This is a genomic window from Duganella sp. sic0402, from assembly GCF_019219065.1.
Classification (GTDB): Bacteria; Pseudomonadota; Gammaproteobacteria; order Burkholderiales; family Burkholderiaceae_D; genus Rugamonas.
Genome location: NZ_JAHUWK010000001.1, coordinates 54,734 through 81,100 on the forward strand (window position 1 = coordinate 54,734; position 26,367 = coordinate 81,100).

The window sequence follows — 26,367 nt, forward strand, 5'->3', positions numbered from 1 at the left end:
ATTTTATATTGGCGCATGTGCCGATCAGGGAGGGTTTATGTTTTTCAAACATTACAAGAAGCTGCCCGGTTTTCGTACCGTAGCTGCCGAATGGCTGATGCTGGGATTCGTGCTGGTGCTCAGTGGTTTGCTGATTACCTACTTTGTGTGGAACGAGCGCGAGCTGCTGATGGCGTCCAATATCGAGCGCATGCGCTTGCAAACGCTGATCATCGACGAGAACCTGAGCCACCAGCTGGAAGGCGTGCGCAGCGCGCTTGACAGCGTGCGGGATGCGCTGCGGCCAGCCAGTGATTGCGGCCCCGAATGCCGGCGCACCCTGCTGCAATCGTTGAAGCGCGCCATGCCGGGAGTGCGCGCCTTGCTGGTGCTGGACCGCAAGGGTGCAATCGTGATGTCCGACGATGACCTGCGCGACATCCGCCTGGACGATCACTTTTATACCAGCCGCGTCGAGCGCATGCGCGATGCGGACACGCTGTACCTGTCGCAGCCATACGAAAACACGCCCGGCGTATTCAATATCAAGCTGTCGATGGCGATCATCGGCGCGGATGGCGCCAACAATGGCGCGGTCAGCGCCATTCTCAATCCGGAATACTTTGATGCGGTGATGCGCTCGGCCCTGTATGCGCCGGACATGAATAGTGCCATCACCGAAGACAGCGGCCGCCGCATCCTGTTTGTACCAGCCGATCCGGCAGCCATGCGCGACATCAACGCCGCACCCGATCCCTTCTTTGTGCGTCACCAGAACAGCCGACGTTCCGAGACGGTGCTGGACGGCGCTGCTGCCAACGGCGAGCGGCGGCTGGTGGTCCAGCGCACCATGCAGTTGCGCGGACTGGGAATGGACAAGACGCTGGTGATTAGCCTGGGCCGGAATCAGGCCTTGATCGCCGCCAGCTGGCACGGTATGGCCTGGACTTGCGGCATAGCCTGGCTGGTGTTCGGCCTGATGTCTGGCGGCGCGCTGATGCTGGTGCAGCGCCGCCGCAAGGTGCTGGAAGACCTGGCGGCCGCGCGCGCGGACGAGCAGGCCGCGGCCGCTGAAAAAGTCGAGCTGGCGCTGAATGGCGCCAATCTTGGCTTGTGGGAGTGGGACATGGTCAGCGACCACTTGACCGTCGATGGGCGCGGCGCCGCCATGCTGGGTTATACCGAGGACGAATTGAACGGCGGCGCCATCGACTGGCGCAGCATGGCCAGGACCGACGACATTCCTGGCATGGAGGCCGCGCTGGCCGCCCACCTGGCCGACAGCGCGCGCTCCTTCGAGGCTGAATACCGCGTGCGGCACCGCGCTGGCCACTGGGTGTGGGTGCAAAGCCGGGGCAGGGTGGTGGAGCGCACCGCCGATGGCAAGCCGCTGCGCATGCTGGGCACGCGCATGGACATCAGCGCCCGCAAGCTGGCGGAGGCGGAGATCGCGCATCTGGCTTTCTACGACGGCCTGACCAACTTGCCGAATCGCCGCCTGTTGCTGGACCGGCTGCATCACGCCATCGCCAAGGCGGCGCGCGGCGGCAGCCATGGCGCCGTGCTGTTTGTCGATCTGGATAACTTCAAGTCGCTGAACGACACCATGGGCCACGATATGGGCGACCGGCTGCTGGAGATGGTGGCGTTCCGCCTGAGCGAAGTCACACGCGAGACGGACACGGTGGCGCGGCTGGGCGGCGACGAATTCGTGATCCTGCTGGAAGAGCTGGGCACCGACCAGCAACAGGCCATGGGCAACGCGGCCGCTGTCGCCGGCAAAGTGCTGGATACGCTGAGCCGTGGCTACACGCTGGACGCGCACGAGCTGCGCAGCACGCCCAGCATCGGCGTGGTGCTGTTCGGCGCCGAGCACCACACCATCAATGACCTGTTGCGGCAGGCGGATATGGCGATGTACGAAGCCAAGGCCGCCGGCCGCGCCACCTTCCGCTTCTTTGATCCACACATGCAGGTGGCGCTGGATGCCTCGGCCACGCTGGAGGCGGACCTGCGCTTCGCCTTGGGACGTGATGAGCTGCGCCTTTACTATCAGCCGGTGGTGGACAACGCCGGCCGCGTCACCGGTGTCGAAGCGCTGCTGCGCTGGCAGCATCCGCAGCGTGGCCTGATCGGGCCTGGCGAGTTTATTCCGCAGGCGGAAAAGTCCGGCCTGATCGTCGAACTGGGCGAATGGGTGCTGGAAGCGGCTTGCCGACAGCTGGTGTGCTGGGATGCTTCGCCGGACAGCGCGCACCTGACCATGGCGGTCAATGTCAGCGCACGCCAGTTCCGTCAGCCGGCCTTTGTCGATCAGGTGCTGGCGGTGCTGGACCGCACCGGTGCCGATCCGCGCCTGCTCAAGCTGGAGCTCACGGAAAGCATGCTGCTGACCGATATGGATGACGTTATCGCAAAGATGACAACCTTGAAAGCACACGGTGTCGGATTTGCGCTGGATGATTTCGGCACCGGCTATTCATCGCTCAGCTACCTGAAGCTGCTGCCCATCGATCAGCTGAAAATAGACCGCTCGTTCGTGCACGACATGCTGCACACCCGCCATGCATCCAGCATTGTGCGCGCCATTATTACGCTGGCGTACAGCATGGACCTGGCAGTGGTGGCGGAGGGCGTGGAGACGCGCGAGCAATGGTCGGCGCTGGAAGCCTTTGGCTGCAATGCCTTCCAGGGCTATCTGTTCGGCCGCGCTGTGCCGCTGTGTGAGCTGGCTGTACTCCCCGGCGCCGACGCCTACTGTGCTCCTTCGGTCGGTCGGGCGGACGCTATGCTGGATATGTCAATTTAAGGAGTGTCAGCATGGCAGAAACCAAAGGACGTATCGAGGCTTATCACCATCCCGCAGCGGGCTGGGGCGCGTTGAAGTATGTGGCGATCAACCTGTTCAAAGAACGCGTCAGCGGCGCCAACTACAAGTCGCTGTTGGCGCAAAATCAGCCCGATGGCTTCGATTGCCCCGGTTGCGCATGGCCGGACCGCGAGCATGCGTCCACCTTTGAATTCTGTGAAAACGGCGTCAAGGCGGTTGCAGCGGAATCCACCAGCAAGCGCGTCACGCCGGCGTTTTTTGCGCAGCACACGGTCAGCGAATTATTGGCGCAATCGGATTACGCGCTGGAGCAGCATGGACGGCTGACGCATCCGATGGTCTACGACCCTGCCAGCGACAAGTATGCGCCGCTTGCCTGGGATGAGGCCTTCAAGCTGATTGCCGGCGAACTGAATGCGCTGGACGACCCGGACCAGGCGGCATTCTATACTTCCGGCCGCGCCAGCAATGAGGCGGCTTTCCTGTACCAGCTGTTCGTGCGCGCCTATGGCACCAACAACTTCCCCGATTGCTCGAATATGTGTCACGAAGCGACCAGCCGTGGACTGCCTGGCACGGTCGGCGTCGGCAAGGGTACGGTGACGCTCGACGATTTCGAGCATGCCGATACCTTGCTGATCTTTGGGCAGAATCCGGCCACCAACCATCCACGCATGCTGGGCGAGCTGCGGGAATGCGCGCGCCGTGGCGCCACCATCGTATCGATCAATCCCTTGCGTGAACGTGGCCTGGAGCGCTTTGCCAGTCCACAGCATCCGCTTGAAATGCTGACCATGTCCAGCACGCCGATCAGTTCCATGTTTGTCCAGCCCCGGCTGGGCGGTGACTTTGCGCTGATCAAGGGCGTCGCCAAGCGGGTGCTGGAGATGGACGACCGGGCGGTGCTGATCGGCGTACGGCGCGTGCTGGATGTGGATTTCATCAATGACCATACCGACGGCTTCAGCGAATTCGCGCGTGACCTGCGCGCGGAAAAGTGGGCGCTGCTGGTGGCGGAATCCGGCGTGTCCCGTACACAGATCGAGGCGCTGGCCGATGTGTTCATGCGCGGTGAGCGCGTGATCGCCACCTGGGGCATGGGACTGACGCAGCACAAGCATTCGGTGCCGACGATACAGATGCTGTCCAATCTGATGATGATGCGCGGCCAGATCGGCCGCCAGGGCTCGGGCCTGTGCCCGGTGCGCGGCCACTCCAATGTACAGGGCGACCGCACCATGGGCATTGAGGAGCGGCCTGCCGGCGCCTTCCTGGACCGCATCCGGCATGTGTTCGGGTTTGAGCCGCCGCGCGAGCATGGCTACGATGTGGTGGCCAGCATCGCCGCCATGGAACAGGGCAAGGTCAAGGTGTTCGTTGGCCTGGGTGGCAACTTCGCCATGGCCACGCCGGATACGCCGAGGACATTCAAGGCGCTGCAATCGTGCGCGCTGACGGTGCACATCGCCACCAAGCTCAATCGCAGCCATCTGATCCACGGCCGCAAGGCGCTGATCCTGCCGACGCTGGGCCGGACCGAAATCGATGAACAGAATGGCGTGGCGCAGGGCGTGACGGTGGAAGATTCGATGAGCATGGTGCATATCTCGTTTGGACTGAACAAACCAGCCTCGCCGGCGCTGCTGTCGGAGATCGCGATTGTGTCGCGCATGGCCGAGGCCACGCTGGGCGCCCGCCATCAACTGAAGTGGCAGGCGTATCGTGACAACTACGCGCTGATTCGCGACGATATCGAGAAAGTTTTCGATGACTTCTACGACTACAATGCGCGCGTCGCCAAGCCGGGCGGCTTCCACCTGAAGGTGGCGTCGCGCGAGCGAGAGTGGTCCACGGCCAGCGGCAAGGCACAGTTTGTGCCGCACCAGGTCGCAATAGATACGCCGATACGCCGCGCCCGCGCCAAGCATGGAGAACGGCTGCTGGTGATGATGACCACCCGTTCGCACGACCAGTACAACACCACCATTTATGCGCTGGATGATCGTTACCGTGGCGTGTTCGGCATGCGCCGGGTGATCTTCATCAACCAGCAGGACATTGATATGCTGGGCATGAAGGATGGCGACTGGGTGGATGTGCGCAGCGTCTGGGACGACGGCGTGGAGCGGCGCGCCGACGGCTTCATGCTGGTGGCTTACGATATTCCGCGCGGCTGCATCGGCGCCTACTACCCGGAAACCAATCCGCTGGTGCCGCTGGACAGCGTGGCCGATGGCGCCGGCACGCCCACCTCCAAGTCGATCCCGGTGCTGTTGACGCCAGCGGTGGCGCCATGATCATCCGTCCGCAAGCCAGTTGGTTGCGGATGCTGTTCGTCTGGGATGGCTCCGTACTCAAAACCATTGTGCCGCAGCTGCTGATCATCCTCGCGATCAGTATCGTCGCGGTGTTCACCGGCGGCCATGTGATGGGCGCCAGGATACCGCTGGACACCGTGCCGTTTCCACTGGTGGGCGTCAGCCTTGCGATCTTCCTCGCTTTCCGCAACAACGCCGCCTATGCGCGCTACGTGGAGGCGCGGCAGATATGGGGCCGCATCCTGATCGCGGCTCGCGCGCTGACATCGCAGGTAATCAACTACCTGCCGCAAGACGGCGACGGGTTTGAACGCAAGCTGTTCGTGCAGCGCCTGATCGCCTTTGTCTACGCGCTGAACCACCAGCTGCGCCATACCGATCCGTCGTACGATCTGGCGCGCTATCTATCGCCGGAGGAGCAGCAGGAACTGAGCGGCTTGCACTATATCCCGGTCGCGCTGCTGGACCGCATCCGCCTGATGCTGGCACGCGCCGGGCGCAAGCGCGGCGAAGGCGAGCCGCTGCTGTGGATACTGGATGCGCAGGTGAGCGAGCTGGCCGCTGCTGTCGGCGGCTGCGAACGCATTGCGCATACGCCGATTCCCTTCGCGTACGGCGTGCTGGTGCACCGCACAGTCTACCTGTATTGCTTCATGCTGCCGCTCGGGCTGGTCGCGGACCTGGGGCTGGCGACGCCGCTGGTGTGCGTGTTTGTCGCCTACACGCTGCTGGCGCTGGAGTCGATTGCACAGGAGATTGCGGAACCATTCGGCACCGATCCGAACTGCCTGGCGCTGGACCAGATGACGCGCAATATCGAGCGTTCGCTGCTGGAGCAATGCGGCGAGCCCTTGCCCGAACCGCTGCAGCCTTGCCAGCGCTATAGCATCTCCTGAACCAGCAGACCCAATGTGCGCACCGCTGTCTCGACTTCGCTATTCCACGGATAGCTGTAGTTGAGACGGATGCAATGCTGGAAGGCGTCGCCGGTGGCGAAGGTATTGCCGGCGCCGATGCTGATGCCGCGTTCCTGGGCGCGCGCATACAGTTCCAGCGCGCGTACGCCGTCCGGAAGAGTCACCCACAGCAGATAGCCTCCCATCGGCGAGGATACCTGCGTCCCGGCAGGAAAAAAGCGCCGCACCGCCGCCGCCATGATGCTGGCGTTTTGCGCATACGCCTTGCGCACCTTGCGCAGATGGTAGTCGTAGCCGTCATTCTTCAGGTACTCGGCAATCGCCAGTTGCGGCAAGGCAGGCGTGTTCAGCGTGTTGAGGAATTTGAGCTTTTCCACTTGTGCCTTGTAACGGCCGGGCAGCGCCCAACCGATGCGGTTGGCGGGACTGAGCGTCTTGGAAAAGGAGTTGCAGTGCAGGACCAGCCCGCGCGTGTCGTAGTTTTTCAGCGAGGTCGGATGCACGTCGCCGTAATACAGCTCGTGATAGACATCGTTTTCGATCACCGGCACATCGTGCCTGGCCAGCAGCTCGAACATCGCGCGCTTGCGTTCATCGCTCATCTGGAAACCCAGCGGGTTCTGGAAGTTGGGCATGACAATGCAGGCGGCCACGCCCCGTTCGACGATGGCGCGTTCCAGCGCTTCCAGCTGAATGCCTTGTAACGGATCGGTGTCGATCTCCAGCGCCTGCATCCCCATGCGCTGCACCGCTTGCAGCAGCGCGTAGTAAGTAGGCGACTCCACGGCGATCACGCTGCCCGGCGGCGCCACCGCTTGCAGGCACAGATTCAGCGCCTCGGTGGCGCCGGTGGTGACGATGATTTCGCTGGCGTCTACCGCCAGCCCGTTTTCCAGATGGCGGCGGGCGATCTGGCGTATCAGTTCCGGATTCCCCGGCGGCAGGTCGGCCGTCATGCCCATCTGGCCGACGCGCCGCGCCACGCTGTTGGCGTACTGGTTCAGCCGGGTCCACGGGAACATGGCGGGATCGGGGTAGGGGGAGCCGAGCGGCACGCTGCCTTGCTTGATCGAGCGCAGCGTGGTCAGCACGAACTCGCTGGCGTCGAAGCTTGCGCCGCGCGCCAGATCGGCCGGCGCCGGCGGCTCGCTGACTGAGGCCGCCGCCGCTGCCTGCGGCTTGCGGCGCACGAAATAGCCGGACTGCGGCCGGCTTTCGATCACGCCCTGGCTTTCCAGCAGCAGGAAGGCGCGGATCACCGTGGACACGCTCAGGCTGTGGTGCTGGCTGGTCTGGCGCACCGAGGGTATCTTCTCGCCCTCGCGGATCACACCCTGCGCGATCTGGCTGGCGATATCAGCCGCCAGGGTTTCGTACAATTTCACGGTGTCTCCCGCAGTTGAATGCTTGCAGCGTAGCGCTTCAGTCCTGCCTGGTAAACCCATACTGGAGTATAGGGTGCAAGCTGCCAAAACCCCACTATAATCAGAGGTATTGCCAATATAACCAATAAGGATGGGCATGGTAAGGGTCTCTCGCACGCCGTGGATGTCGGCGTTGCTGATTTGTCTGATGCTGTTGATCTACGCGATCGACACCTTTTCGCCGCTCGACATGGCCATCGCCGTCATGTACGTGGTGGTGGTGCTGCTGTCGGCCAGTATCTGGCAGCGGCGCGGTGTGCTGCTGGTGACCGGCGCCTGCCTGGCGCTGACTTTTCTGTCCTATGCTTTGACGCACAGCGAGGTGTTTTCCGGCGCGGCATCGGGCCGGCTGCTGGTCGGCCTGTTGTCGATCGGCGTCACTTGCGTGCTGGTGCTGCGTGGCCAGGCCGCCACCAACCAGCTGATCGCGCGCGAGGAAGCCTTGCGCCGCAGCGAGGCTTTCCTGGCCGGCACCCAGCGCATCAGCAAGACCGGCAGTTTCAGTTTCAAGGCGCCGGGCGGCGAGATGTACTGGTCCGACGAGGCGGCGCGCATCTACGGCTATCCGCTGGACGTGCAGCCGACCATGGAGCGGCTGCTGGCGCACACCGCGCCGGAAGACCGGCATGCTGTGCAGCAGGCGATTGACCAGACCTTGCGCTGCGAAGGCGAAATCGACTTGCGCCACCGCTTGCTGATGCCGGACGGCGAACTCAAATACGTGCATGTGCTGTCGCGCCCCAGCCAGACCAAGGACGGTGAATGCGAGTACCTCGGCGCACTGACCGACGTGACAGCGGCGGTGCTGGCGGAACAGGCGCTGCACCGCTCGCAGGTGCAGCTGGCGCATGCCACCCGCGTGACCATGCTGGGCGAGCTGGCCGCCTCCATCGCCCACGAAGTCAATCAGCCGCTGGCGGCGATTTCCACCAACGGCGAAGCCTGTCTGCGCTGGCTGAACCGCCCGCAGCCGGAGCTGGACGAAGCCAGAGCCACGGTGACCAGCATCCTGGAAGCCAGCGCCCGCGCCACCGGCGTGATCCGGCGCATCCGCGCGCTGGCTCGCCGTAGCGATCCCCAATACGCTGCGCTGGATCTGAAGACGGTGCTGGAAGAGAGCATCGACATGCTACGGCGCGAGCTGAACACCCATCATGTGGCGCTGATGCTCGGACTGGCGCCGGACCTGCCGCCGGTGCACGGCGACCGGGTGCAGCTACAGCAGGTGTTCATCAACCTGCTGATGAACGCCATGCAGGCGATGCAGGCCTGCCAGCCCGGTCAGGCGGTGCTGACGGTGCAAATCCAGCGCAATACGGACGGCGATGGCGCGCTCCAGGTCAGCATCAGCGATTCCGGCCCCGGCATTCCCGCCAGCGCCGCGCCGCGCCTGTTCGAAGCCTTCTACAGCACCAAGGAAGACGGCATGGGCATGGGCCTGCCGATCTGCCGCTCGATCATCGAAAACCACGGCGGCCGCATCTGGGTCCGGCAATCCGCCCCAGACAGCCCGGTGGCCGGTGCCACCATTCTTTTCACCTTGCCTGTCCATGAACCAGATTGATTATTCCGACGCCCTGATCTACATCGTCGACGACGAGGCGCCGCTGCGCGACGCCATCTCCAGCCTGTTGCGCTCGGCCGGCATGCGGGTCGCCAGTTTTCCGTCGGTGGCGGCCTTCCTGGCCGAACCGCGCCAGGAACTGACCAGCTGCCTGCTGCTGGATGTGCGGCTGCAAGGCGTCAACGGCCTGGATTTCCAGGCCGAGCTGAATCGCGACGGCGTGGCGCTGCCGATCATCTTCATGACCGGGCATGGCGATATTCCGATGTCGGTGCGGGCGATGAAGGCCGGCGCGGTGGATTTCCTGGCCAAGCCATTCCGTGACCAGGACCTGCTGGACGCCATCAACACGGCGCTGGCAGCCGACAGCGAACGGCGCCAGCGCGACCAGGCCAAGAATGGCCTCACCGCGCGCTATGCCACATTGACCCCGCGCGAGCGTGAAATCATGGCGCTGGCTGCGCGCGGCCTGATGAACAAGCAGATCGCCGGCGAAGTCGGCACCAGCGAAATCACGGTCAAAATCCACCGCGGCAATGCCATGCGCAAGATGCAGGCCAAGACCTTCGCCGACCTGGTACGGATGGCGGAAACCCTCGGCCTGGCGTGAATTCCCGCCCGATTTCCGGTTCACCTATACCCTTGTATAATTTTCCCGATTGAATCCGGGCTGTATCTTTCTCCCATGCGCTTGACGGCCGCGAGCTGCCGTCGGAACAAGGGAGTTATGAGTGTCTTATCCGGAACCACAATTTTGCAATCTCGCCATCGTTGACGACGATGAGGACGTGCGGGTCGGGCTGCGCAGCCTGCTGCGGTCCTACGGCTACTCGGCCAACGCCTACGATTCAGCGCTGGCCCTGCTGGCCTCCGGCTCGCTGGGCGATTACCATTGCATCATCACCGACCTGCAAATGCCCGGCATGAGCGGTATCGAGCTGCTGGAGCAATTGCGCCGCGATGGCAACCAGCTGCCGCTGATCCTGATGACGGCCTTCCCGGAAGCGGCGCTGCGCAAGCGCGCCCTGGGCGGCGGCGCCTGTTGCTTCCTGAGCAAACCCTTTGAAGCGAACGAATTGCTGCGCTGCCTGAGCCAGGCCAGCGGCAGCTTCCCGACCCACGCCGAGGAGTAAATCCATGCCACACACCACCAGCAGTTCGCGTCGTCTCATCTACATTATGCTGCTGCTGGTGATTGCCGCCAGCGTAACGCTGTCGGTGTTCATGGAGCGCACTGCGCACAATATCCGCCGCAATGAAACGCCGCTGCTGAACAGCGCCATCCCGCAGATGCGCTACCTCGGCGATTTTGAGAGCGCCTTGCTGCGCTACCAGCTGGCGCTGGACAAACGGTTTACCGCATCGATCACGCCCGAACGCTTCGCCTTCCTGGAGAGCATGGGGCGCGGCGAGCTCGATGCCTCCCTGGCGCAACTGCGACCCAGCCTGGGCGATGGCCCGGAGCTGGGCGCCCTGCGCGACGGCTACCAGCGCATCGTCCAGCTGACGCCGGAGTTCGAGCGCACTGTCAGCGCCGATCCGGCTGCCGCCCGTGCGGTGCTGATCCAGATGAATGAAGAGGTCAAGGCGCTGCGCGTACAAATCGACAGCCTGCAGCGCCGCGTGGAAGATGCGATCTACGCCAGCGGCGGCATGGCCAACCGCGCCATCGGCTGGATCACTGGCCTGGTGCATGTGTTTGACGTGCTGGCCTTGCTGACCAGCGTCTTCATGCTGTACCACGTCCGCGCCAGGGTACGTGTTGAAGATGAGTTGAGCCATCAGGCCCGCCACGATCCGTTGACCGGCCTGGCGCACCGCCGCAGCTTCGAGGCGCGGCTGGCCACACTGCCGGCGGCCCCGCATGCGGTGGTGCTGGGTACCATCGACCGCTTCTCGCGGATTATCGGCGGCTTCGGCCACGCCTTCGGCGACCGCGTGATGATCGGCCTGGCGGCGCGCATACGCGGTGCTGCGGAGCGCAGCGGCGGCGAAGTGTTCCGCCTGGATGGCGCCAACTTCGCCATCCTGTATCGCATGGAATGCGGCGAAGCGGCGTTTGCCGAAGCCTTGTCCGGCCTGCGCGAGGCGGTGCGCAATCCCTACGACTGCGAAGGCCATGAAATCTACACCACGCTGAGCTTGGGAGCGGTCAACTATCCGCAGCATGGCGCCAATCCGGATGCCTTGCTACGCAACGCCGACGCGGCCTTGCAGGCAGCGCGCAAGGCCGGCGGCGACCGGCTGGAAATCTATTCACAGCAGCTGAACGCCGAGGCGGGCGAACGGCTGGACATGGAAGCGCTGCTGCGGCATGCGGTAGAGCGCGACGAGCTGGAGCTGCATTATCAGCCGCAGCAGTCCTTGCAGGATGGCGGCTTGATCGGCTTTGAAGCGCTGCTGCGCTGGCGCCGGCACGGCCAGCTGATTGCGCCAGCCGACTTCATTCCGCTGGCCGAGGAGTCGGGCCTGATCGTGCAGATCGGCCATTGGGTGCTGCAACAAGCCTGCCGCCAGGTTAGCGAGTGGCAGGCGGAAACCGGACAGCGGGTGGTGGTGGCGGTGAATATCTCGCCGCGCCAGTTCGCCGCGCCGGGCTTCCTGGCGCAGCTTGAGGACCTGCTGGCGGTCAGCCATGTCGATCCATCCTGCCTCGAGCTGGAGATTACCGAGAGCGTGATGGTGGAGGACGCAGAAGCGGCAATCGCCTTGCTGCACCGCTTGCGCGCGCTGGGGCTGAAGCTGGCTATCGACGATTTCGGCACCGGCTATTCCAGCCTGGCGTATTTGTCGCGCTTCCCGATCCACAAGCTGAAGATCGACCAGTCCTTCGTCCGCAATATGCAGACCGTCAGCGAGCAGGGCGCGATTGTGCAGGCCACCATCGGCCTGGGACACAGCCTGGGGCTCACTGTGATTGCCGAAGGAGTAGAGTCGGAAGCGCAGCGTGCGCTACTGGCTAACTGGCGCTGCAATGAAATCCAGGGCTATTACTATAGCCGTCCGTTGCCGGCCGCGTCAGCGCTGGACTTCCTTGAAGGCAGTCTGCAACTGCGGGCAGCCTAGGCCGCCCGCAAACTTCAGGCGCGGCGCAGCTTCTTGGCCGCCATCGGCTTGATGCTGGCCGCGCATTCGCCGCAGAAGCCATACAGCGACAGCGAATGCTCATGCAGCACGAAGTTGCGTTCAGTCGCCACGGCTTCCTGGCGCTTTTCGATTTCCGCGTCGAGGAATTCTTCCATCTTGCCGCAGTTGGTGCAGATCAGGTGGTCGTGGTGGCCGCCTTCGTTCAGTTCAAAGACAGAGGCCACCGATTCGAAATGGCGGCGGATCAGGATGCCGGCATCGGCAAACTGCATCAGCACGCGGTAGACCGTGGCCAGGCCCATGTCGATATTTTCGTCGTGCAGCAGGCGATAGACATCGTCCGCGCTCAGGTGTTTGCTTTTCGATTCCTGGAACAACTGCAGGATGCGTAATCGGGGCAGGGTGGCTTTCAGGCCGAGTTTGCGCAGCTCTTGAGGGATATCCATGTGTCTCTAGAATGATAATGATTCCTATTCTCACCATGGTATATGAAATTGATTTGCTACGCAATGGACGATTACAGTATTCAAAAGATATCGGTTTTATAGAGAAGTGTGTGATTTTTGGAGAGAATCTTTCAGTTAATTACTTTTCGTTATCGACAATTGCTTTTCGACAGTATAAAGTTCGTCTATCCGAATAGTTTCTTCGGCGCGGCACCCCAGCCTTGTGCCTTCTGACAGTCTTCCCCTCAGCCCAAAAAAGACGCTGCCCATGTGGTAGGCGTGCGCGCAGCCGCGCGCGGCAAGCCGGAATATAACGATGATCGCCAAGTGATGCCATGAACTCTGCCAAGGAAACCCTGCGCGCGCGCTGGCTGCGCCTCAGCCTGGACACGCACGTCTCGCTGCCGCTGTTCGCCTTGCTGCTGCTGGTGGCCATCTGGCTGGTTACGCTGCACGAGATTGACGGCGAGCGCGTGCGCGCGCAGGAAGCCGCCAACGACTCGCTGCACGAAATGCTGGGTACCTATGAAGCGCAGGTGTCGCGCAGCCTGGATGGCATCGACCGCACGCTGCGCATGCTGAAGTACGCGGTGGAGCGCAAGGGCGCGCTGGGCGCCTTGCCGGAGTTGGCGCGGGTTGGCCTGCTGCCGCCGGGCGTGCTGTTCGTGGTCAGCATCGTTGACCGCAATGGCGTGACGGTGGCCAGCAATCCGCGCACGCTGCCAATCTCGGTGGCGGATCAGGAGTACTTCACCTTCCATCGCGAGCGCGATAGCGGCGCCACGTTTGTCAGTCCGGCGCTGCGCGACGCCGCCAACACCGAATGGCATCTGCACTTTACCCGCCGCCTGGAAGACGCCGACGGCCAGTTTGCCGGCGTGGTGGTGGTGGAAACCGATCCCGCCTATTTCACCAGCAGCTATGCGCGCAGCCGCCTGGGCGAGCGCGGCATGCTGGCACTGGTGGGCGCCGACGGCGTGGTGCGCGCGCTGCGCAGCGGCGACAAGGTGTCTTTCGGCCAGCGCCTCGACACCTATGATGGTGAGGTTGAAAATCGCCTGGGCGGCAAGTACAGCGGTATGCGCGAGCTGCACGGCGTGGCGCTGAATGTGCTGGTCGGCCTGGACGAGCAGGAAGTGATGGCCGGATTTGAAAACCGCCGCCGCGAAAAAATGTGGGAAGGTGCGGTGCTCAGCGCGGTGCTGATCCTGGTCACCGGCGCATTGTGGCGCTGGTCGTGGCAGGGCGCACGCGCCCGCGCCCGCATGCGGCGCGCGCAGGAAACCTATGCGGCGGCGTCGGCCGCCAGCCTGGACGCCTTCTTCGTCATGCGCGAAATGCGCGATGTCACCGGCGCGATTGTCGATTTCAAAATCGTCGACGCCAATCTGCGCGCGGTGCAGATGACCGGCAGCAGCAAGCAGCAGCTTTGCGACACCACCTTGTGCACGCTGATACCGCAGGCGCGCGATAACGGCATGCTGACGCATCTGATCCAGGTGATGAAGCTGGGCGGCATGCACGAACAGGAGTGGCAGAACACCGTGCCGCAGCTGCGCGCGCGCTGGCTGCACCAGCAGGCGGTGGCGGTGCAGGGCGGGGTGGTGGCGATTGTGCGCGATATCTCGGAGCGCAAGCTGGCCGAGGAACGCATGCTGCATCTGGCCCATCACGATACGCTGACCGGGCTGCCCAACCGCAGCCTGATCGCCGACCGTCTGGATCTGATCATCGCCCAGGCGCGCCGCGGCGGCGGCTCGGTGCTGGTGGCGTTTATCGATCTGGATGGCTTCAAGCTGGTCAACGATGGCCTGGGCCACAATGCCGGAGACGAGCTGCTGAAAGTGGTGGCCGAGCGCATGTCCGGCTGCCTGCGCGCCAGCGACACCGTGGGCCGCTTTGGCGGCGACGAATTCGTGCTGCTGCTGAACGAACCCGGCTCGGTGGTCGATGCGGCGCCGGTGCTGGAACGGGTGCGCGAAGCGGTGCTGCATTCGATCAGTGTCGCCGGGCAGGAAGTGCAGGTCAGCTGCAGCATTGGCGTGGCCGTGTATCCGAACGATGGCAACGACGCCGGCACGCTGCTGATGAACGCCGATGCCGCCATGTACCGCGCCAAGGAACTGGGCAAGAACAATATCCAGTTCTACACCCGCGAAATGAACGCCAGCATCGAGGAAAAGCTGCTGCTACTGGAAGGCTTGCGCAGCGCGCTGGAAGAAGGCCAGTTCCGCCTGGTCTACCAGCCCAAGTTGGATTTGCACAGCGGCCGCGTGTTCGGCGTCGAGGCGCTGGTGCGCTGGGAGCATCCGCAGCATGGCGTGATCGGGCCGGACCGCTTTATTCCTCTGGCCGAGGAGAGCGGCATGATCGTGGCGCTGGGCGACTGGGTGTTGCGCACCGCCTGCGCCCAGAACCGTGCCTGGCAGGATGCAGGCTTGTCGCCGCTGCGCATCTCGGTCAACGTCTCGCCGCGCCAGTTTGAAGATCCGCAAATGGTCGAGCGGGTGCGCCGCGCGCTGTCGGCTAGCGGCCTGGCGCCGCAATGGCTGGAGCTGGAGGTGACGGAAGGCGTGATCATGCGCGACCTGCAGCAGGCCGTATCCAAGATGGCGGAGGTGAAGCAGATGGGGGTGTCGCTATCGATCGACGACTTCGGCACCGGCTATTCCAGCCTGTCGGCGCTGAAGTCCTTCCCGATCTCGACGCTGAAGATCGACAAGTCGTTTGTGCGCGATCTGGGCCGCAATAGCGGCGACGAAGCGATTGCCAGCTCCATCATCGGGCTGGCGCATCGCCTCAAGCTGCGGGTGATTGCGGAAGGCGTGGAAACCGAACAGCAGCGCGCCTTCCTGCGCGAAAATGGCTGCGACGAGATGCAGGGCTATTTGTTCAGCCGTCCATTGTCGCCTGAAAAACTGGCGCAGCTGTTGGCCGCGCCAGCCATCCGGGCCGCTTAGCAGGCCTGGGGCCAGTACATAGGAATCAGCGTGATTATTGCTATATCTGCTTGATCACGTACACGCAACGCCGGGCACCCTCCAGCATGTGCTCCACCCGGCCGACCGAGCAGTCCGGCCCCAGCACGCGCTGGAACAAGTCCAGCTCCGAGCGGCAGAACTTCTGGCATTGTCTGGCGGCGGCGCAGATCGGACAGTGGTTTTCCACCAGCAGCAGGCTGCCATCGGACTGGGTTGCAATCTCCGCCATATAGCCTTCGGCGCTGCGCGCCTGCACCAGCGCCTGTACCCGTTCGGGCAGGGTGCGGCTGGTGGCCAGATGCCGGCGGTACTCGCTTTCGCTGGCGGCTTCGCGCGAGGCGATCAGCTTTTCCAGGCCGGCGTCGCCGAACAGGCTGCGCACCTGGTCGATCAATTGCACCGTCAGCTCGGCGTGGCGGTCGGGGAAGCGCGCGTGGCCGGCTTCGGTCAGCAGCCAGCGGCGTGACGGGCGGCCGGGCTTGTCGGCCACGTCTTCGTAAGTCAGCATGCCTTTTTCCTGCCATGCCTCCAGCTGCTTGCGCGCGCCCATCGAAGTCAGATTGAGCAGCGCTGCCAGTTGCTGTGCGGTCTGCGGGCCGCGCGTCTTGATCAGAAACAGCGTCTGTTCGGCGGTGTTCATGGCAGCGCGCCTTCCACCGGGGCGTGCATGCTGCGGTGCCAGCCTTGCATGCGCCAGGCTGACCAGGCGGTCAGCGCGGCGCCCAGCAGCAGGATCAGACGGGTGTCGATCAGCGTCAGCACCGCGCCGGCCAGCGCCATGATGATATTCGCCAGGCAGAACGTGGTGGAAATCAGTCCCATCACCGCGCCCTGGCCGTGGGCGCCGCCAAAACGTTCGGCGCAGTAATTGGGCACGATGGCGTTGTAGAAAGAATGCGGAATGCCGTACAGGATGATGCACAGAATGCCGATGCTGGCGTTGCTGGCCGCCAGCGCGGCGATGATGGCGGCCACGGCAAAGGCGTACAGCCGGGCGCGCAGCAGCGGTTCGCCCTGGAACGGCCGTCCGGCGACGATGGTGGTGGCGGTCATCACCGCGCACATGGCGGCGGTGGTCCAGGCAATGCCTTGGGCGCTGTAGCCGGGCACCTCCACCAGCCACAGCGGATAAAACTCGTAGAAGCCGGTCACGCCGCAGGTGTAGGCGAGGGTGATGATGAACAGGCTGCGCAGGTCCGGTTCGCGCAGCAGATTCAGCGCATGGCGGTCGCGCGCCACCTGCCACCAGGAGGTGGTGGCGCCGGATGGCGCTTCCGGCGGCAGCGTAATGGCGACCAGCACCGCCACCAGCAGCAGCGCGGCGACCGCGACCCAGAACGGCGTAGTGACGCCGAACTGCAGCGTGGCGCCGGCCAGTAGCGGACCGGCCAGCCAGCCCATGTAAAACGCGCCGTTCAGCCACGACAGCGCTTTGCGGCGCAGATCGCCGTCGAGCTTATCGGCCAGCAGTGCGCGCGCCACCGAGCCGCTGCCTTCCAGCAAACCGGTGGCGAAGCGGGCGACAATAAACAGCGGATAGGATTCGATCAGCAGCGCGGCGGCGGTGACAGCGTGGCCGATGGCTGCGCCAACCGAAGTAATCAGCAGCACCGGGCGGCGGCCGTAGCGGTCCGACATTGGCCCAAGCAGTGCCGAGCCGATCAGCAAGCCAATCGGATTAATCGTCAGCGCCAGGCCGAACAGCAGCTTGGGCGGCAGCCCGAGGAAAGTATTCAGGCCATTGCTGCTGCCATCGGCAAACAGCGGCGGCAGAATCGGATACGGCAGCGCCGCACCGATAGTCGAAAGCAAAGCCAGCAGGCAAGCGGAGAAAATAAGCAGTGGAGTCTTCATGCGCTCCACTGTAGCGCCACCTCATCAATAAGTAAACGAAAAAGTTTACAAATAAGACCGGGACTTAACGGCGGCCGAGGGCACGTTCGATTTTTTGGTCGGTTTTGTACTGGCTCAGGGAGTAGACGGCCCAGATCGCTGCTGGCAGCCAGCCGATCAGCGTGATTTGCAGGATCAGGCAGAGGATGCCGGCAAACGGGCGGCCGATGGTGAAGAAGGTCAGCCACGGCAGTATCAGGGCGATAATCAAACGCATAAGGCGAATCCGGTGAAGTTGTTGGACTGCACACAATATCACGTATGATGGCGTTCATTTGTACGGATTGCTACTCTATGAAAGACTGGTTTGCCGGCGAGCGCGGCGCGTATTTTTTTCTGTTGCTGGGCATCGGCCTGATCGGGCTGTTTGCTGTGCTGGAGTACCGCTTTCCACAAGCCGCTCAACTGGAGACAGCGCGCGGCCGCGTGCTCTGGCAGCAGGAGACGCGCGGTGCGCTGTATTTCCGGCTGGCCGACCAGCAGCAGTTTGTGTTGCACGCCAAGGGCGATGCCAGCGGCCGCCAGCGTCAGACGCTACGTGATGCGGCCATGTATCCGGTCAGCGTCCGGTTTTTGCGCCAGCAGAAAACAGGTATCGGCTTTGCGCCTGGCGAGTTTTATACGGTGTATGGCGTGGCGGTTGGCGGCAAGGAGGTGGCGACGCTCGACGCGGTGCGCAGCGATTACCGGCGCGATAATCTGACCGCACTGCTGATGGGCGTCGCCGCCGCCATCGCCGGTGCCTGGCGCGTACGCTCGCTCAGTCCTGGTTCACGTCGCGCTGGCGGCGGAAGGCCAGCCAGCCGGCGATCACGGTAAAGCTGGCGACGATCACCACCACCACCATAAAGCCATGCGGCGAATCCGCGAGCGGTATCCCGCCCACATTCATGCCCATCAGGCCGGCGATGATATTGATCGGCAGCGCCAGGACGGTCACCACGGTCAGCACGAACAGGCTGCGGTTGGTGGCCTCGCTGGCCAGCGCCGCAATCTCCTCCTGTATCAGTTTGATACGCTCCTGCAGCGACGCCATATCCGCCAGCACCATCGAGAATTCCTCGGTCGACTGGCGCAGCTCCTGCGTGTCGATATCGGCCATCCACGCCGGCGGCTTTTGCAGCAGGCGGAACAGCGCGGCCGGCTCCGGCGCCAGCAGCCGCTGCAAGCGCACCAGCACCCGCCGCAAGGCGCCCAGGCTGGCGCGCTTGGTGGTCAGCTTGCCGGCCAGCAGATTGTCTTCGATGCGGTCGACGGTGCTGATGGCGTCGCGGACGATCTTGATCAGCGCATCGGCCTGGTCGCGCAGCAGGTGGATCAGCAGTTCCACCGACGAGCGTATCGGTTCGCCATTACGCACCGCGTTGCGCAGGCTGTCCACCGCGCGCAAGGGCTTGCGGCGCGCGCTGATGGCGATCTGCCGGTCGACGCTGAGCCACAGCGTGGAGATGTCGGACGGTTCGTAGCTGAAGTCGTGCACCACGTCGTTGACCACGGCGATCAGCGTGTTGTCGGCCAGCTCGATGCGCGTCGAGCGCGGGCCTTCGTGCAGGCTTTCGTAGAACTCTTCCGGCAGCGCGGTGTGCTCGTGCAGCCATTTCTCGCTGGCGGTATTGGCCAGGTTGAAGTGCAGCCAGATGAATTCCTGCGGATGCTGCTCGCGTTCATTCAGCCATCGGCAGGCGGCGACGGTGTCCAGCGGCAGTCCCTTGCCGTCGGCGGCGCGGCCGAACAGATAGCCGCACACCAGCCCCGATTGATCGGAACCGTAGGAAGGGGAGGTCGCCTGCATGCGCGCTTAAACCAGCAGGGCGGCGCTCATATCGGCCGCGTCGCGTTTGGCTTCTTCCAGCATGGCGGCCAGTTTGGACTCGTCGATGAACAAGTCGATGGCGGAATCGGAATGCGGCGGCAGGTCGCGCTGCGGTTCCTGCAGCGGCGACTTGACGGGTGTCAGGTGATTGGCCAGCAGCAGCGTGTCCAGCAGCGTGTCCGGCGGGATCGACATAAAGCTGTCGCGCAGGCCTTCGATGGCGTCCGCCACCGGCTCGGGGATGCACAGCTTGCGCATCACTTCGCGGGTGATGATTTCTTCGCTGGCCGAGTGCCAGTTTTCCGGATCTTCTTCCAGCAGGCCAGGGAATTCGTCGGCGCGCGACAGCAGGTAGAAACCGCCCACTTCGTGCACGATGCCGGCGAACAGCGCGGTGTCTTCATTGATGCCGGTGACCTGGCGCGCGATCAGGCGGCCCAGCGCGGCCACCGCTATCGTGTGGTCCCACAGCTTTTCGGCCTTGTTGCGGACTTCGGGATCGGTGATCTTGCTGCCGAACTGGCGTACCACCATGGCGGCCGCCAGCGCGAACAGGTTCTGGTAGCCGATGCGCATGATGGCGCCGCGCACATTGGTGACGACCGGCGCGCCGGCGCGGTTGAACATGGCCGAATTGGCGATGGCCACGGTTTTTGCGGCCAGCAGCGGTTCAGCCAGGACCAGGCTTATCGCGGTGTCGATCGGGCAGTCGGGATCATCCAGCGCCAGTTGCACGCGCAGCGCCGCATTGACGCTGGTAGGAAAGATGAGTTCGCCACGTATGGCCAGGGCCGCGATATGGCCAAATGCTTCAAGTTTGTTCATGGTCAAAATTATACGCAGGCTTGGCCCCAATCTCAACGCTGAACATGGCGTTGTTGGCGGCAAGCGCGCAGATAGCGGCGGCAATGCGACAGTCGCGACACGCTAGTGTCATGCGGCTGTCACATTGCGCTGATGGGAGGGGGCTTAGGCGTTGACCAGTTGCGGCGCCCGCACGCTGGCGCCGGCGCCGTAACGGCTGACTGAGAGGTCGTCGGCGCGGATCGCCGGGCGGCGTGCCGAGATCAGATCCGACAGCAGTTGCGCCGAGCCGCAGGACATGGTCCAGCCCAGCGTGCCGTGGCCGGTGTTGATGTACAGGTTGCGCAGGCCGGTGCGGCCGACGATCGGCGTGCCGTCCGGCGTCATCGGACGCAGGCCGGTCCAGAAGCTGGCTTCGGCGGTGTTGCCGGCGCCGGGGAACAGGTCGTTGACCACCATCTCCAGCGTCTCGCGGCGGCGCGGGTTGAGGCGGGTGTCGAAGCCGGCGATTTCCGCCATGCCGCCGACGCGGATGCGGTCGTCGAAGCGGGTGACGGCGATTTTGTAGGTTTCGTCGAGGATGGTCGACACCGGCGCGGCGGCCGCGTTGACGATCGGGACGGTGATCGAATAGCCCTTCAGCGGGTAGACCGGGATCTTGACCAGGTCTTTCAGCAGCGCGGTCGAGTAGGAGCCCATGGCCACCACATAGGATTCGCCGGTGACCAGTTCATCGCCGCATTTGACGCCCTTGATGGCGTCGCCTTCGGTCAACAGGCCGGTGATGTCGACGCCGTAGCGGAATTTGACGCCCAGTTCCTCAGCCATCGCGGTCAGGCGGGTGGTGAACAGCTGGCAGTCGCCGGTTTCATCGTTGGGCAGGCGCAGGCCGCCGACCAGCTTGTTGCGGGCCAGGCCGGGCTCGGCACTAACCAATTGGTCGCGGCCCAGCAGTTCGTAAGGAACGCCGGTCTCTTCCAGCACCGCGATATCCTTGGCGGCGGCGTCCATCTGCTCCTGGGTGCGGAACAGCTGGGTCGTGCCTTGCTGGCGGCCTTCGTAGCGGATGCCGGTCGAGGCGCGCAGGGCTTTGAAGCAGTCGCGGCTGTATTCGGCCAGGCGCACCATGCGTTCCTTGTTGATGGCGTAGCGTTCGGCATTGCAGTTTTGCAGCATCTGCCACATCCATTGCAGTTGGAACATGGTGCCGTCCGGCGTGATGGATAGGGGGGCGTGGCGCTGCAACATCCACTTCATCGCTTTCAGCGGGATGCCGGGCGCGGCCCAGGGGGAGGCGTAGCCGGGGGAGATCTGGCCGGCGTTGGCAAAGCTGGTTTCGAGGGCGGGGCCGGGCTGGCGGTCGAGCACGGTCACGTCATGGCCAGCCTTGGCCAGATAGTAGGCGCTGGTAACGCCGATCACACCACTGCCCAAAATAACTACGCGCATATTGCCCCCGATTATTTTACTTCGATATATTCAGCTATGGTATTCTCGTTTTTATAGTGTTTGTTACTGTATATCTTGAATAAAACAGTGGATTTTCATGCGAATTCAGAAAGAATCGGTCCGTGGACTGGACAAGCTGGACAGAAAGATATTGCAGATCCTGCAGGAGGATGGGCGGATCTCGATGAAGGACCTGGGCGAGCAGGTCGGCCTGTCGACCACGCCGACGATTGAGCGGGTCAAGCGCATGGAGCGCGATGGCGTGATCACCGGCTATCACGCGCGGATTGATCCGCCGTCGCTGGGCGCCAAGCTGCTGGTGTTTGTCGAGATTACGCTGAATCAGAAATCCGGGCCGGCCTTCGAGCAGTTCCGGCGCGAGGTGCTGCGGATACCGGAGGTGCAGGAGTGCCATCTGGTGTCGGGGGATTTCGATTATCTGATCAAAGCGCGGATACACGAGATGGCGGAGTACCGCAAGCTGCTGGGTGAGATGCTGCTCAGCCTGCCAGGCGCGGCGCAGTCGAAAAGCTATGTGGTGATGGAGGAAATCAAGGAGACGCTGATCTTGTCGACAGAGGTGGTGCAGGGCTGATCTCGATCTTGATCTTGATCCATCGGCTCGGTGATCGCGCTGATTCGCTATCTGCCCCACTGAGCCGGCTTCAGTTACAATGCCATAATGGCATTACAAACAACTGGAGCAGGCGTGAATAGTCCGTCATCGCAGCTCGCCGTCCGCTCGCTGGACGAGCACTTGTCATCTGATCAGAGTTTCAGCTCCGCCTATGCGCGCGTGGTGGGCGCTATCGCCGGCAGCGAGGGCAATCTGACGCTGGCCCAATTTGCGGCCGTCACCGACATCGCCGGCGACGGCCAGTCATCCGCCGTGTTCACCGCGCTGGTGCTGAACGCCATCGAGTCCGGCGTCGAAGTCGACTGGGCGTTGAGCGCGCTCAGCCGTAGCTGCGCCGGCATCGACCAGGCGGCGCGCGAACAGGCGCTGCACATGGTGGTGCCGCTGCTGGCGCTGCACGGCGCCGACGCGCGCGCGCTGGGCCAGCGCCTGGCCAAGACCCTGTCGGTACGCCTGTTGCCCGACGACCTCAACCGCTTGCCTCAAGCCGAGGAGCGCGGCATTCTTGCCAACCTGGGCGAACAGGCACGGCGCCTGGTGCGCGGCCGTTCGCTGGCCGACGCAGTGGCGGATTTCGGCCGCACCGCCGGCCAGCCGGCGCTGGTCGACCACGCGCGTAATTTCCAATCCGGTGATATCGACCAGAGCGCGCTGCGCGAGCTGGTGGTCAGTACGACCGCCGTCATCACCCAGGACATCAATACCTATCTTGAACAGGCACGCATGCTATCGCTGGGCGAAGCCGCCGCCAGCGCGCTGGTCAGCGCCGCCAATGACCTGCAGAGCCAGGTGACGCAGCGACTGGTGCTGGTCGAGCAGCGCATCGCCTATGAGCGCCGGCTGCTGAACGAAGAAATCGACGACGCTGTGCACGACGCCGGCAACGCCATCGAGCTGGCGATGAGCGACCGCCTCAACACCGACAAATGGAAAGACGACGACGTGTGGGCCAGCATCGGCCGCAACCAGTTCGGGCAAGAGATGGAACGGCGGCTGGACCGCATCGTGCGCCGCAAGGAGCAGGCTCTGCACTTGCTGCAAGAGGATTTGCGCCTGTTCCAGTCCGGCATGCGGCTGGGGCAGGCGACGGTATTCCAGCGTCAGCACCATGCTGCGCTGGCCAAGCTGATGCCGCGCCTGCGGGTCGGCACGCGCATCGTCAACAAGCTGGATGCGGCGGCGAATATGACCCTGGTCAGCGGCGCAGCCGTCGCGGCCAGCACCGGCACCGCAGCTTACCTGATCGGCGCGGCGGTGGTGCTGCCGGTGGTGGCGCCCGCAGCGCCGTTTGTCGGCGGCGCGGTGCTGCTGGCGGGCGCGTTCAAATGGTTCACCGATGGCGGCAAGCGCAAACGCATGGAAATCCGCGACAAGCGGCTGACGTTTGAAGAAGAATTGCGCAAGCAGCTGCTGGAGGCGGAGCAGGCATTCAACGCGCAGCTGGACCAGGTGGCGGAAGGCTTCCGCGACTCGGCCCTGCAGGTGCTGACGCCGATCGTGCTGGAGGCCGAAGCGGCCGGCCGCGTGCCCGGCATGCGCCAGCGCATCGCCGACCGCGTCATCACCCAGGCGCAGGCGGCGATCCGCCAGTTGGACGCCGAATTGCAGTAAATCCGGGGTCAGAGGTTGCGGGTGATGATGGCGTCGGCGGCGGTGGCCGCTTGTTGCAGCGGTTGGGTCAGCGCCTGGGTGGTGTAGACCGGCGTTTGCGGCATCGCCGTGCCGAGGACCGGACCATCGGTGTGGCTGATGTCAACCGATACGGTGGTCGACAGGCCAATGCGCAGCGGGTGCGTTTTCAGTTCTTTGGGATCAAGCGCGATGCGTACCGGCAGGCGCTGCACGACTTTGATCCAGTTGCCGCTGGCATTTTGCGCGGGCAGCAGGGAGAAGGCGCTGCCGGTGCCTGCGGACAGGCCGACTACGCGGCCGTGGAATTCCACCTTGTTGCCATACATGTCGGCTTCCACCTTGGCCGGCTGGCCGACGCGGATATTTTTCAGCTCCGATTCCTTGAAGTTGGCGTCCACCCACAACTGGTCCAGCGGCACGATCGCCATCAGCGAGGTGCCCGGCGTTGCGCGCGCGCCGATCTGCACGCTGCGCTTGGCCACATAGCCCGATACCGGCGCCAGGATGGTGTTGCGGCGCGCCGCCAGCCAGGCCTGCACATAGTCCGCCTTGGCCGCCTGCACCGCCGGATGCTGCGCCACGCTGACGCCGCTGACGCCAGCCTTGGCGGCCTGTTCCTGCTTGACCGCGACCGTAATCGCGGCGCGCGCATCCGCCACCGCCTGGCGCGCGTGCTCGACTTCCTCGCCGGAGACGGTGTGGTCGGCCGCCAGCGGCATGCGGCGCGCCAGGTCGGCTTCGGCATTCTTCAATTGCAGCTTGCGCTGTGCGATGGCGGCATCGTATTGCGCCACGTCGGCATAGCGCTGGCGTTGCTGGCGCACGGCTTCGCCCAGTCTGGCGTCGGCCTGCTGCAAGGCGATGTCGGCGTCGGCTGCATCCAGCTGGATCAGTGGCGCGCCAGCTTGCACCATCTGCGTTTCGTCGGCGCGGATTTCGGTGACGTTGCCGGTCACCTGCGACGACAGGTTGACCAGGTTGCCGCCGACGTAGGCGTTGTCGGTTTCCTGTACCTTGGACAGCACGATCTGGTAATAGGCCGCATACGCGATGCCGGCGGCGATGAAGGCGAGTGTGATCCCGGCCAGTATGGCCTTGCGTTTTTTGTCGTTGGCTTGCTTGGTGTCAGTGCTCATGATGTGGTCCTATTTGGATGCAGTCGCCAGCGGCGCTTGTTCGTGATAGCCGCCGCCCAGCGCGTTGCTCAGCGCGACTTCGGCCAGTAGTTGTAGCTGTTGCAGATAGAGGTCGGCGTCCTGCTGCTTGAGCAGCGCCAGGCGGGCGTTTAGCACGCTGCTTTTGCTGGCCAGGCCGCGATCCAGCCGCGCTTGCGCCGACGCCAGTTGCGCGCGCGCCGACGAAGTGGCTGCTGTTTGCTGGGTGATCTGCTGTTCGATGCCTTGCAGCTGCGCGCCGCTTTGTGCGACCTCGCGTACCGCTTCGGCGATGGTTCGGTTGTATTCGGCGATGCGTTCATTGCGGCTGGTGCGCGCACCGTCGAGTTCCGCTTCCAGGCGGCGGCTGTCGAACAGCGGCAGCGTCACCGTCGGGCCGATATAGGCGGTGCGGCTGGCCGCCTGCAGCAGTTTTTCGACCTTGATGGTGTCCAGGCCGATCGAGCCGGTCAAATTCACGTCCGGGTAGAAGGCGGCTTTGGCTGCGTCGATCTTGCTGAGCGATGCTTCCACCTTCCAGCGCGCGGCTTGCAGGTCTGGGCGGCGCGCCAGCAGTTCGATGCCAAGACGCGCGGGCAGGGCGTGCGGCGCCGGCGACAGTGCGGCCGGTTTCAGCTCGGCCAGCGCCTGGTTGTCGGCACCGGCCAGTGCGCGCAAGGCCTCGCGTTCGTGCTCGATGTCGGACTTGAGCTGCGCTTGCTGTTTGCGGATCAGGCTCAGGTCCGCTTCCGCCGCACGTTGTTCGTCGGCGTCGGCGAGGCCGTTGGCGATGCGCTTTGCCTTGTCCTGTACCAGCGCGGTTTGCGTTGCCGCCAGCTGCTTGGTGTTCGCCAGCCGGCTCCATGCGCCTTGCAGGCGGAAGTAGCTTTGTGCGATGGATGCGGCCAGTGCCTGCTCTGCTTCGGCGTATGCGGCGCGGCCGGCATTGAGCTCACCGACGGCGGCCGCTACCTGCGCGCGGTTCTTACCCCACCAGTCGAAGTTGTAGCGCAGGTCGAGGCGCAGCGTTTCGGTGGTGAACCAGGCGCCGCCTATCGGTTCCGGGAACAGGCCGGTGCCCGAGTAGCGCTGGCGGTTGGCATTCGCGTACAACGCGCTTTCCAGGCCCAGGTCGGCCAGGCTGCGCGACAGCGAGGAGCGTGCGGCGCCGATGTGCGCCGCCGCCACCTCCAGCGATGGGCCGCCGGCCAGGGCCTGCTGGATGATGGCGTTCAGCTGTTGGTCGTGGTAGGCGGTCCACCATTGCGCTTCCGGCCAGCCTTCGTGCGCCAGCCTGATGCTGGAGGAAAGTGCGGTATTGGCGATGTCGCGCTTGGGCAGCGCATGGCTGTCGGGCGGCGGCGTGGCGCAGCCAGCAAGTATCACAGCCAGCATCGGGGCCAGCGCCAGTGCGCGTGCTTGTGTCAGTGTTTTCATGT

Annotated in this window: 21 protein-coding genes; 11 read left to right on the plus strand and 10 right to left on the minus strand. The window is 64.0% G+C overall.

The features are described 5' to 3' along the window. The first annotated feature begins 37 nt into the window (after window positions 1-37). The 3 genes from KW842_RS00235 to KW842_RS00245 are packed head-to-tail and all read left to right on the plus strand — an operon-like array spanning window position 38 to window position 6,023. Window positions 38-2,788, plus strand: a complete 2,751-nt coding sequence (locus KW842_RS00235) for an EAL domain-containing protein (protein WP_229223410.1) — start codon at window positions 38-40, stop codon at window positions 2,786-2,788. An 11-nt stretch (window positions 2,789-2,799) separates the two neighbouring features. Continuing rightward, complete coding sequence (locus KW842_RS00240; RefSeq protein WP_218302088.1) at window positions 2,800-5,106, plus strand: FdhF/YdeP family oxidoreductase; 2,307 nt, start codon at window positions 2,800-2,802, stop codon at window positions 5,104-5,106. After that, window positions 5,103-6,023 carry a bestrophin family protein gene (locus tag KW842_RS00245; RefSeq protein ID WP_218302089.1) on the plus strand — a complete coding sequence of 307 codons (921 nt, stop codon included), beginning with the start codon at window positions 5,103-5,105 and terminating at the stop codon, window positions 6,021-6,023. Before KW842_RS00240 ends, KW842_RS00245 begins: the two co-directional genes overlap by 4 nt. Here KW842_RS00245 and KW842_RS00250 read toward each other — a convergent pair. Next, entirely contained in the window at window positions 6,008-7,429 is a 1,422-nt protein-coding gene (locus tag KW842_RS00250; protein ID WP_218302090.1) for a PLP-dependent aminotransferase family protein, read from the minus strand. The genes KW842_RS00245 and KW842_RS00250 overlap by 16 nt on opposite strands. Before the next feature lie 187 nt (window positions 7,430-7,616). On the opposite strand from KW842_RS00250, the gene KW842_RS00255 reads away from it, so the two are divergent. The 4 genes from KW842_RS00255 (at window position 7,617) to KW842_RS00270 (ending at window position 12,098) form a co-directional block, all read left to right on the plus strand. Beyond that, a complete protein-coding gene (locus KW842_RS00255) occupies window positions 7,617-9,032 on the plus strand; it encodes a sensor histidine kinase (RefSeq protein ID WP_218302091.1) in 1,416 nt (471 codons plus the stop codon). Beyond that, the gene (locus KW842_RS00260) at window positions 9,019-9,642 is read left to right on the plus strand and encodes a response regulator transcription factor (protein ID WP_218302092.1); all 624 of its coding nucleotides are present in this window, start codon (window positions 9,019-9,021) and stop codon (window positions 9,640-9,642) included. Before KW842_RS00255 ends, KW842_RS00260 begins: the two co-directional genes overlap by 14 nt. 121 nt (window positions 9,643-9,763) lie before the next feature. Beyond that, window positions 9,764-10,165 (plus strand): response regulator, encoded by a 402-nt coding sequence (locus KW842_RS00265; protein ID WP_218302093.1) that lies wholly within the window; start codon window positions 9,764-9,766, stop codon window positions 10,163-10,165. Between the two features lie 4 nt (window positions 10,166-10,169). Then, window positions 10,170-12,098: a bifunctional diguanylate cyclase/phosphodiesterase gene (locus KW842_RS00270; protein WP_218302094.1), complete on the plus strand. Its 1,929-nt coding sequence runs from the start codon at window positions 10,170-10,172 to the stop codon at window positions 12,096-12,098. A gap of 14 nt (window positions 12,099-12,112) precedes the next feature. Here the strand turns inward: KW842_RS00270 and fur are convergent, their stop codons facing one another. After that, complete coding sequence (gene fur / locus KW842_RS00275; RefSeq protein WP_218302095.1) at window positions 12,113-12,565, minus strand: ferric iron uptake transcriptional regulator; 453 nt, start codon at window positions 12,563-12,565, stop codon at window positions 12,113-12,115. 335 nt (window positions 12,566-12,900) lie between these two features. Between fur and KW842_RS00280 the strand changes: the two genes are divergently transcribed. Continuing rightward, a complete protein-coding gene (locus tag KW842_RS00280; RefSeq protein WP_218302096.1) occupies window positions 12,901-15,525 on the plus strand; it encodes an EAL domain-containing protein in 2,625 nt (874 codons plus the stop codon). Between the two features lie 40 nt (window positions 15,526-15,565). On the opposite strand, the gene KW842_RS00285 is transcribed toward KW842_RS00280, so the two are convergent. The 3 genes from KW842_RS00285 to KW842_RS00295 all read right to left on the minus strand — a co-directional run bounded on the left by KW842_RS00285 (window position 15,566) and on the right by KW842_RS00295 (window position 17,656). Next, window positions 15,566-16,186: a metalloregulator ArsR/SmtB family transcription factor gene (locus KW842_RS00285; RefSeq protein WP_218302097.1), complete on the minus strand. Its 621-nt coding sequence runs from the start codon at window positions 16,184-16,186 to the stop codon at window positions 15,566-15,568. Then, window positions 16,183-17,400 (minus strand): MFS transporter, encoded by a 1,218-nt coding sequence (locus KW842_RS00290; protein ID WP_218302098.1) that lies wholly within the window; start codon window positions 17,398-17,400, stop codon window positions 16,183-16,185. Before KW842_RS00290 ends, KW842_RS00285 begins: the two co-directional genes overlap by 4 nt. Window positions 17,401-17,464: 64 nt before the next feature. Then, complete coding sequence (locus KW842_RS00295; RefSeq protein WP_218302099.1) at window positions 17,465-17,656, minus strand: YqaE/Pmp3 family membrane protein; 192 nt, start codon at window positions 17,654-17,656, stop codon at window positions 17,465-17,467. A 77-nt stretch (window positions 17,657-17,733) separates the two neighbouring features. Here KW842_RS00295 and KW842_RS00300 point away from each other — a divergent pair, with 77 nt between their 5' ends. Beyond that, complete coding sequence (locus KW842_RS00300) at window positions 17,734-18,258, plus strand: hypothetical protein (RefSeq protein ID WP_218302100.1); 525 nt, start codon at window positions 17,734-17,736, stop codon at window positions 18,256-18,258. Here KW842_RS00300 and KW842_RS00305 read toward each other — a convergent pair. The 3 genes from KW842_RS00305 to KW842_RS00315 all read right to left on the minus strand — a co-directional run bounded on the left by KW842_RS00305 (window position 18,200) and on the right by KW842_RS00315 (window position 21,505). After that, window positions 18,200-19,231 (minus strand): transporter, encoded by a 1,032-nt coding sequence (locus KW842_RS00305; protein WP_218302101.1) that lies wholly within the window; start codon window positions 19,229-19,231, stop codon window positions 18,200-18,202. The two genes, KW842_RS00300 and KW842_RS00305, sit on opposite strands and share 59 nt — an antisense overlap. Window positions 19,232-19,237: 6 nt before the next feature. After that, window positions 19,238-20,077: an HDOD domain-containing protein gene (locus KW842_RS00310; protein ID WP_218302102.1), complete on the minus strand. Its 840-nt coding sequence runs from the start codon at window positions 20,075-20,077 to the stop codon at window positions 19,238-19,240. A 144-nt stretch (window positions 20,078-20,221) separates the two neighbouring features. After that, a complete protein-coding gene (locus tag KW842_RS00315) occupies window positions 20,222-21,505 on the minus strand; it encodes a D-amino acid dehydrogenase (protein ID WP_218302103.1) in 1,284 nt (427 codons plus the stop codon). A 97-nt stretch (window positions 21,506-21,602) separates the two neighbouring features. Here KW842_RS00315 and KW842_RS00320 point away from each other — a divergent pair, with 97 nt between their 5' ends. Continuing rightward, window positions 21,603-22,100, plus strand: coding sequence for an Lrp/AsnC ligand binding domain-containing protein (locus tag KW842_RS00320; RefSeq protein WP_218302104.1), 498 nt, complete (start codon window positions 21,603-21,605; stop codon window positions 22,098-22,100). A gap of 114 nt (window positions 22,101-22,214) precedes the next feature. Then, on the plus strand, window positions 22,215-23,753 hold the full coding sequence (locus KW842_RS00325; protein WP_373925117.1) for a hypothetical protein: 1,539 nt from the start codon (window positions 22,215-22,217) through the stop codon (window positions 23,751-23,753). Between the two features lie 8 nt (window positions 23,754-23,761). On the opposite strand, the gene KW842_RS00330 is transcribed toward KW842_RS00325, so the two are convergent. Next, entirely contained in the window at window positions 23,762-24,910 is a 1,149-nt protein-coding gene (locus tag KW842_RS00330; RefSeq protein WP_218302106.1) for an efflux RND transporter periplasmic adaptor subunit, read from the minus strand. Window positions 24,911-24,919: 9 nt separating this feature from the next. Then, window positions 24,920-26,365, minus strand: coding sequence for an efflux transporter outer membrane subunit (locus tag KW842_RS00335; protein WP_218302107.1), 1,446 nt, complete (start codon window positions 26,363-26,365; stop codon window positions 24,920-24,922). Window positions 26,366-26,367 lie beyond the last annotated feature (2 nt).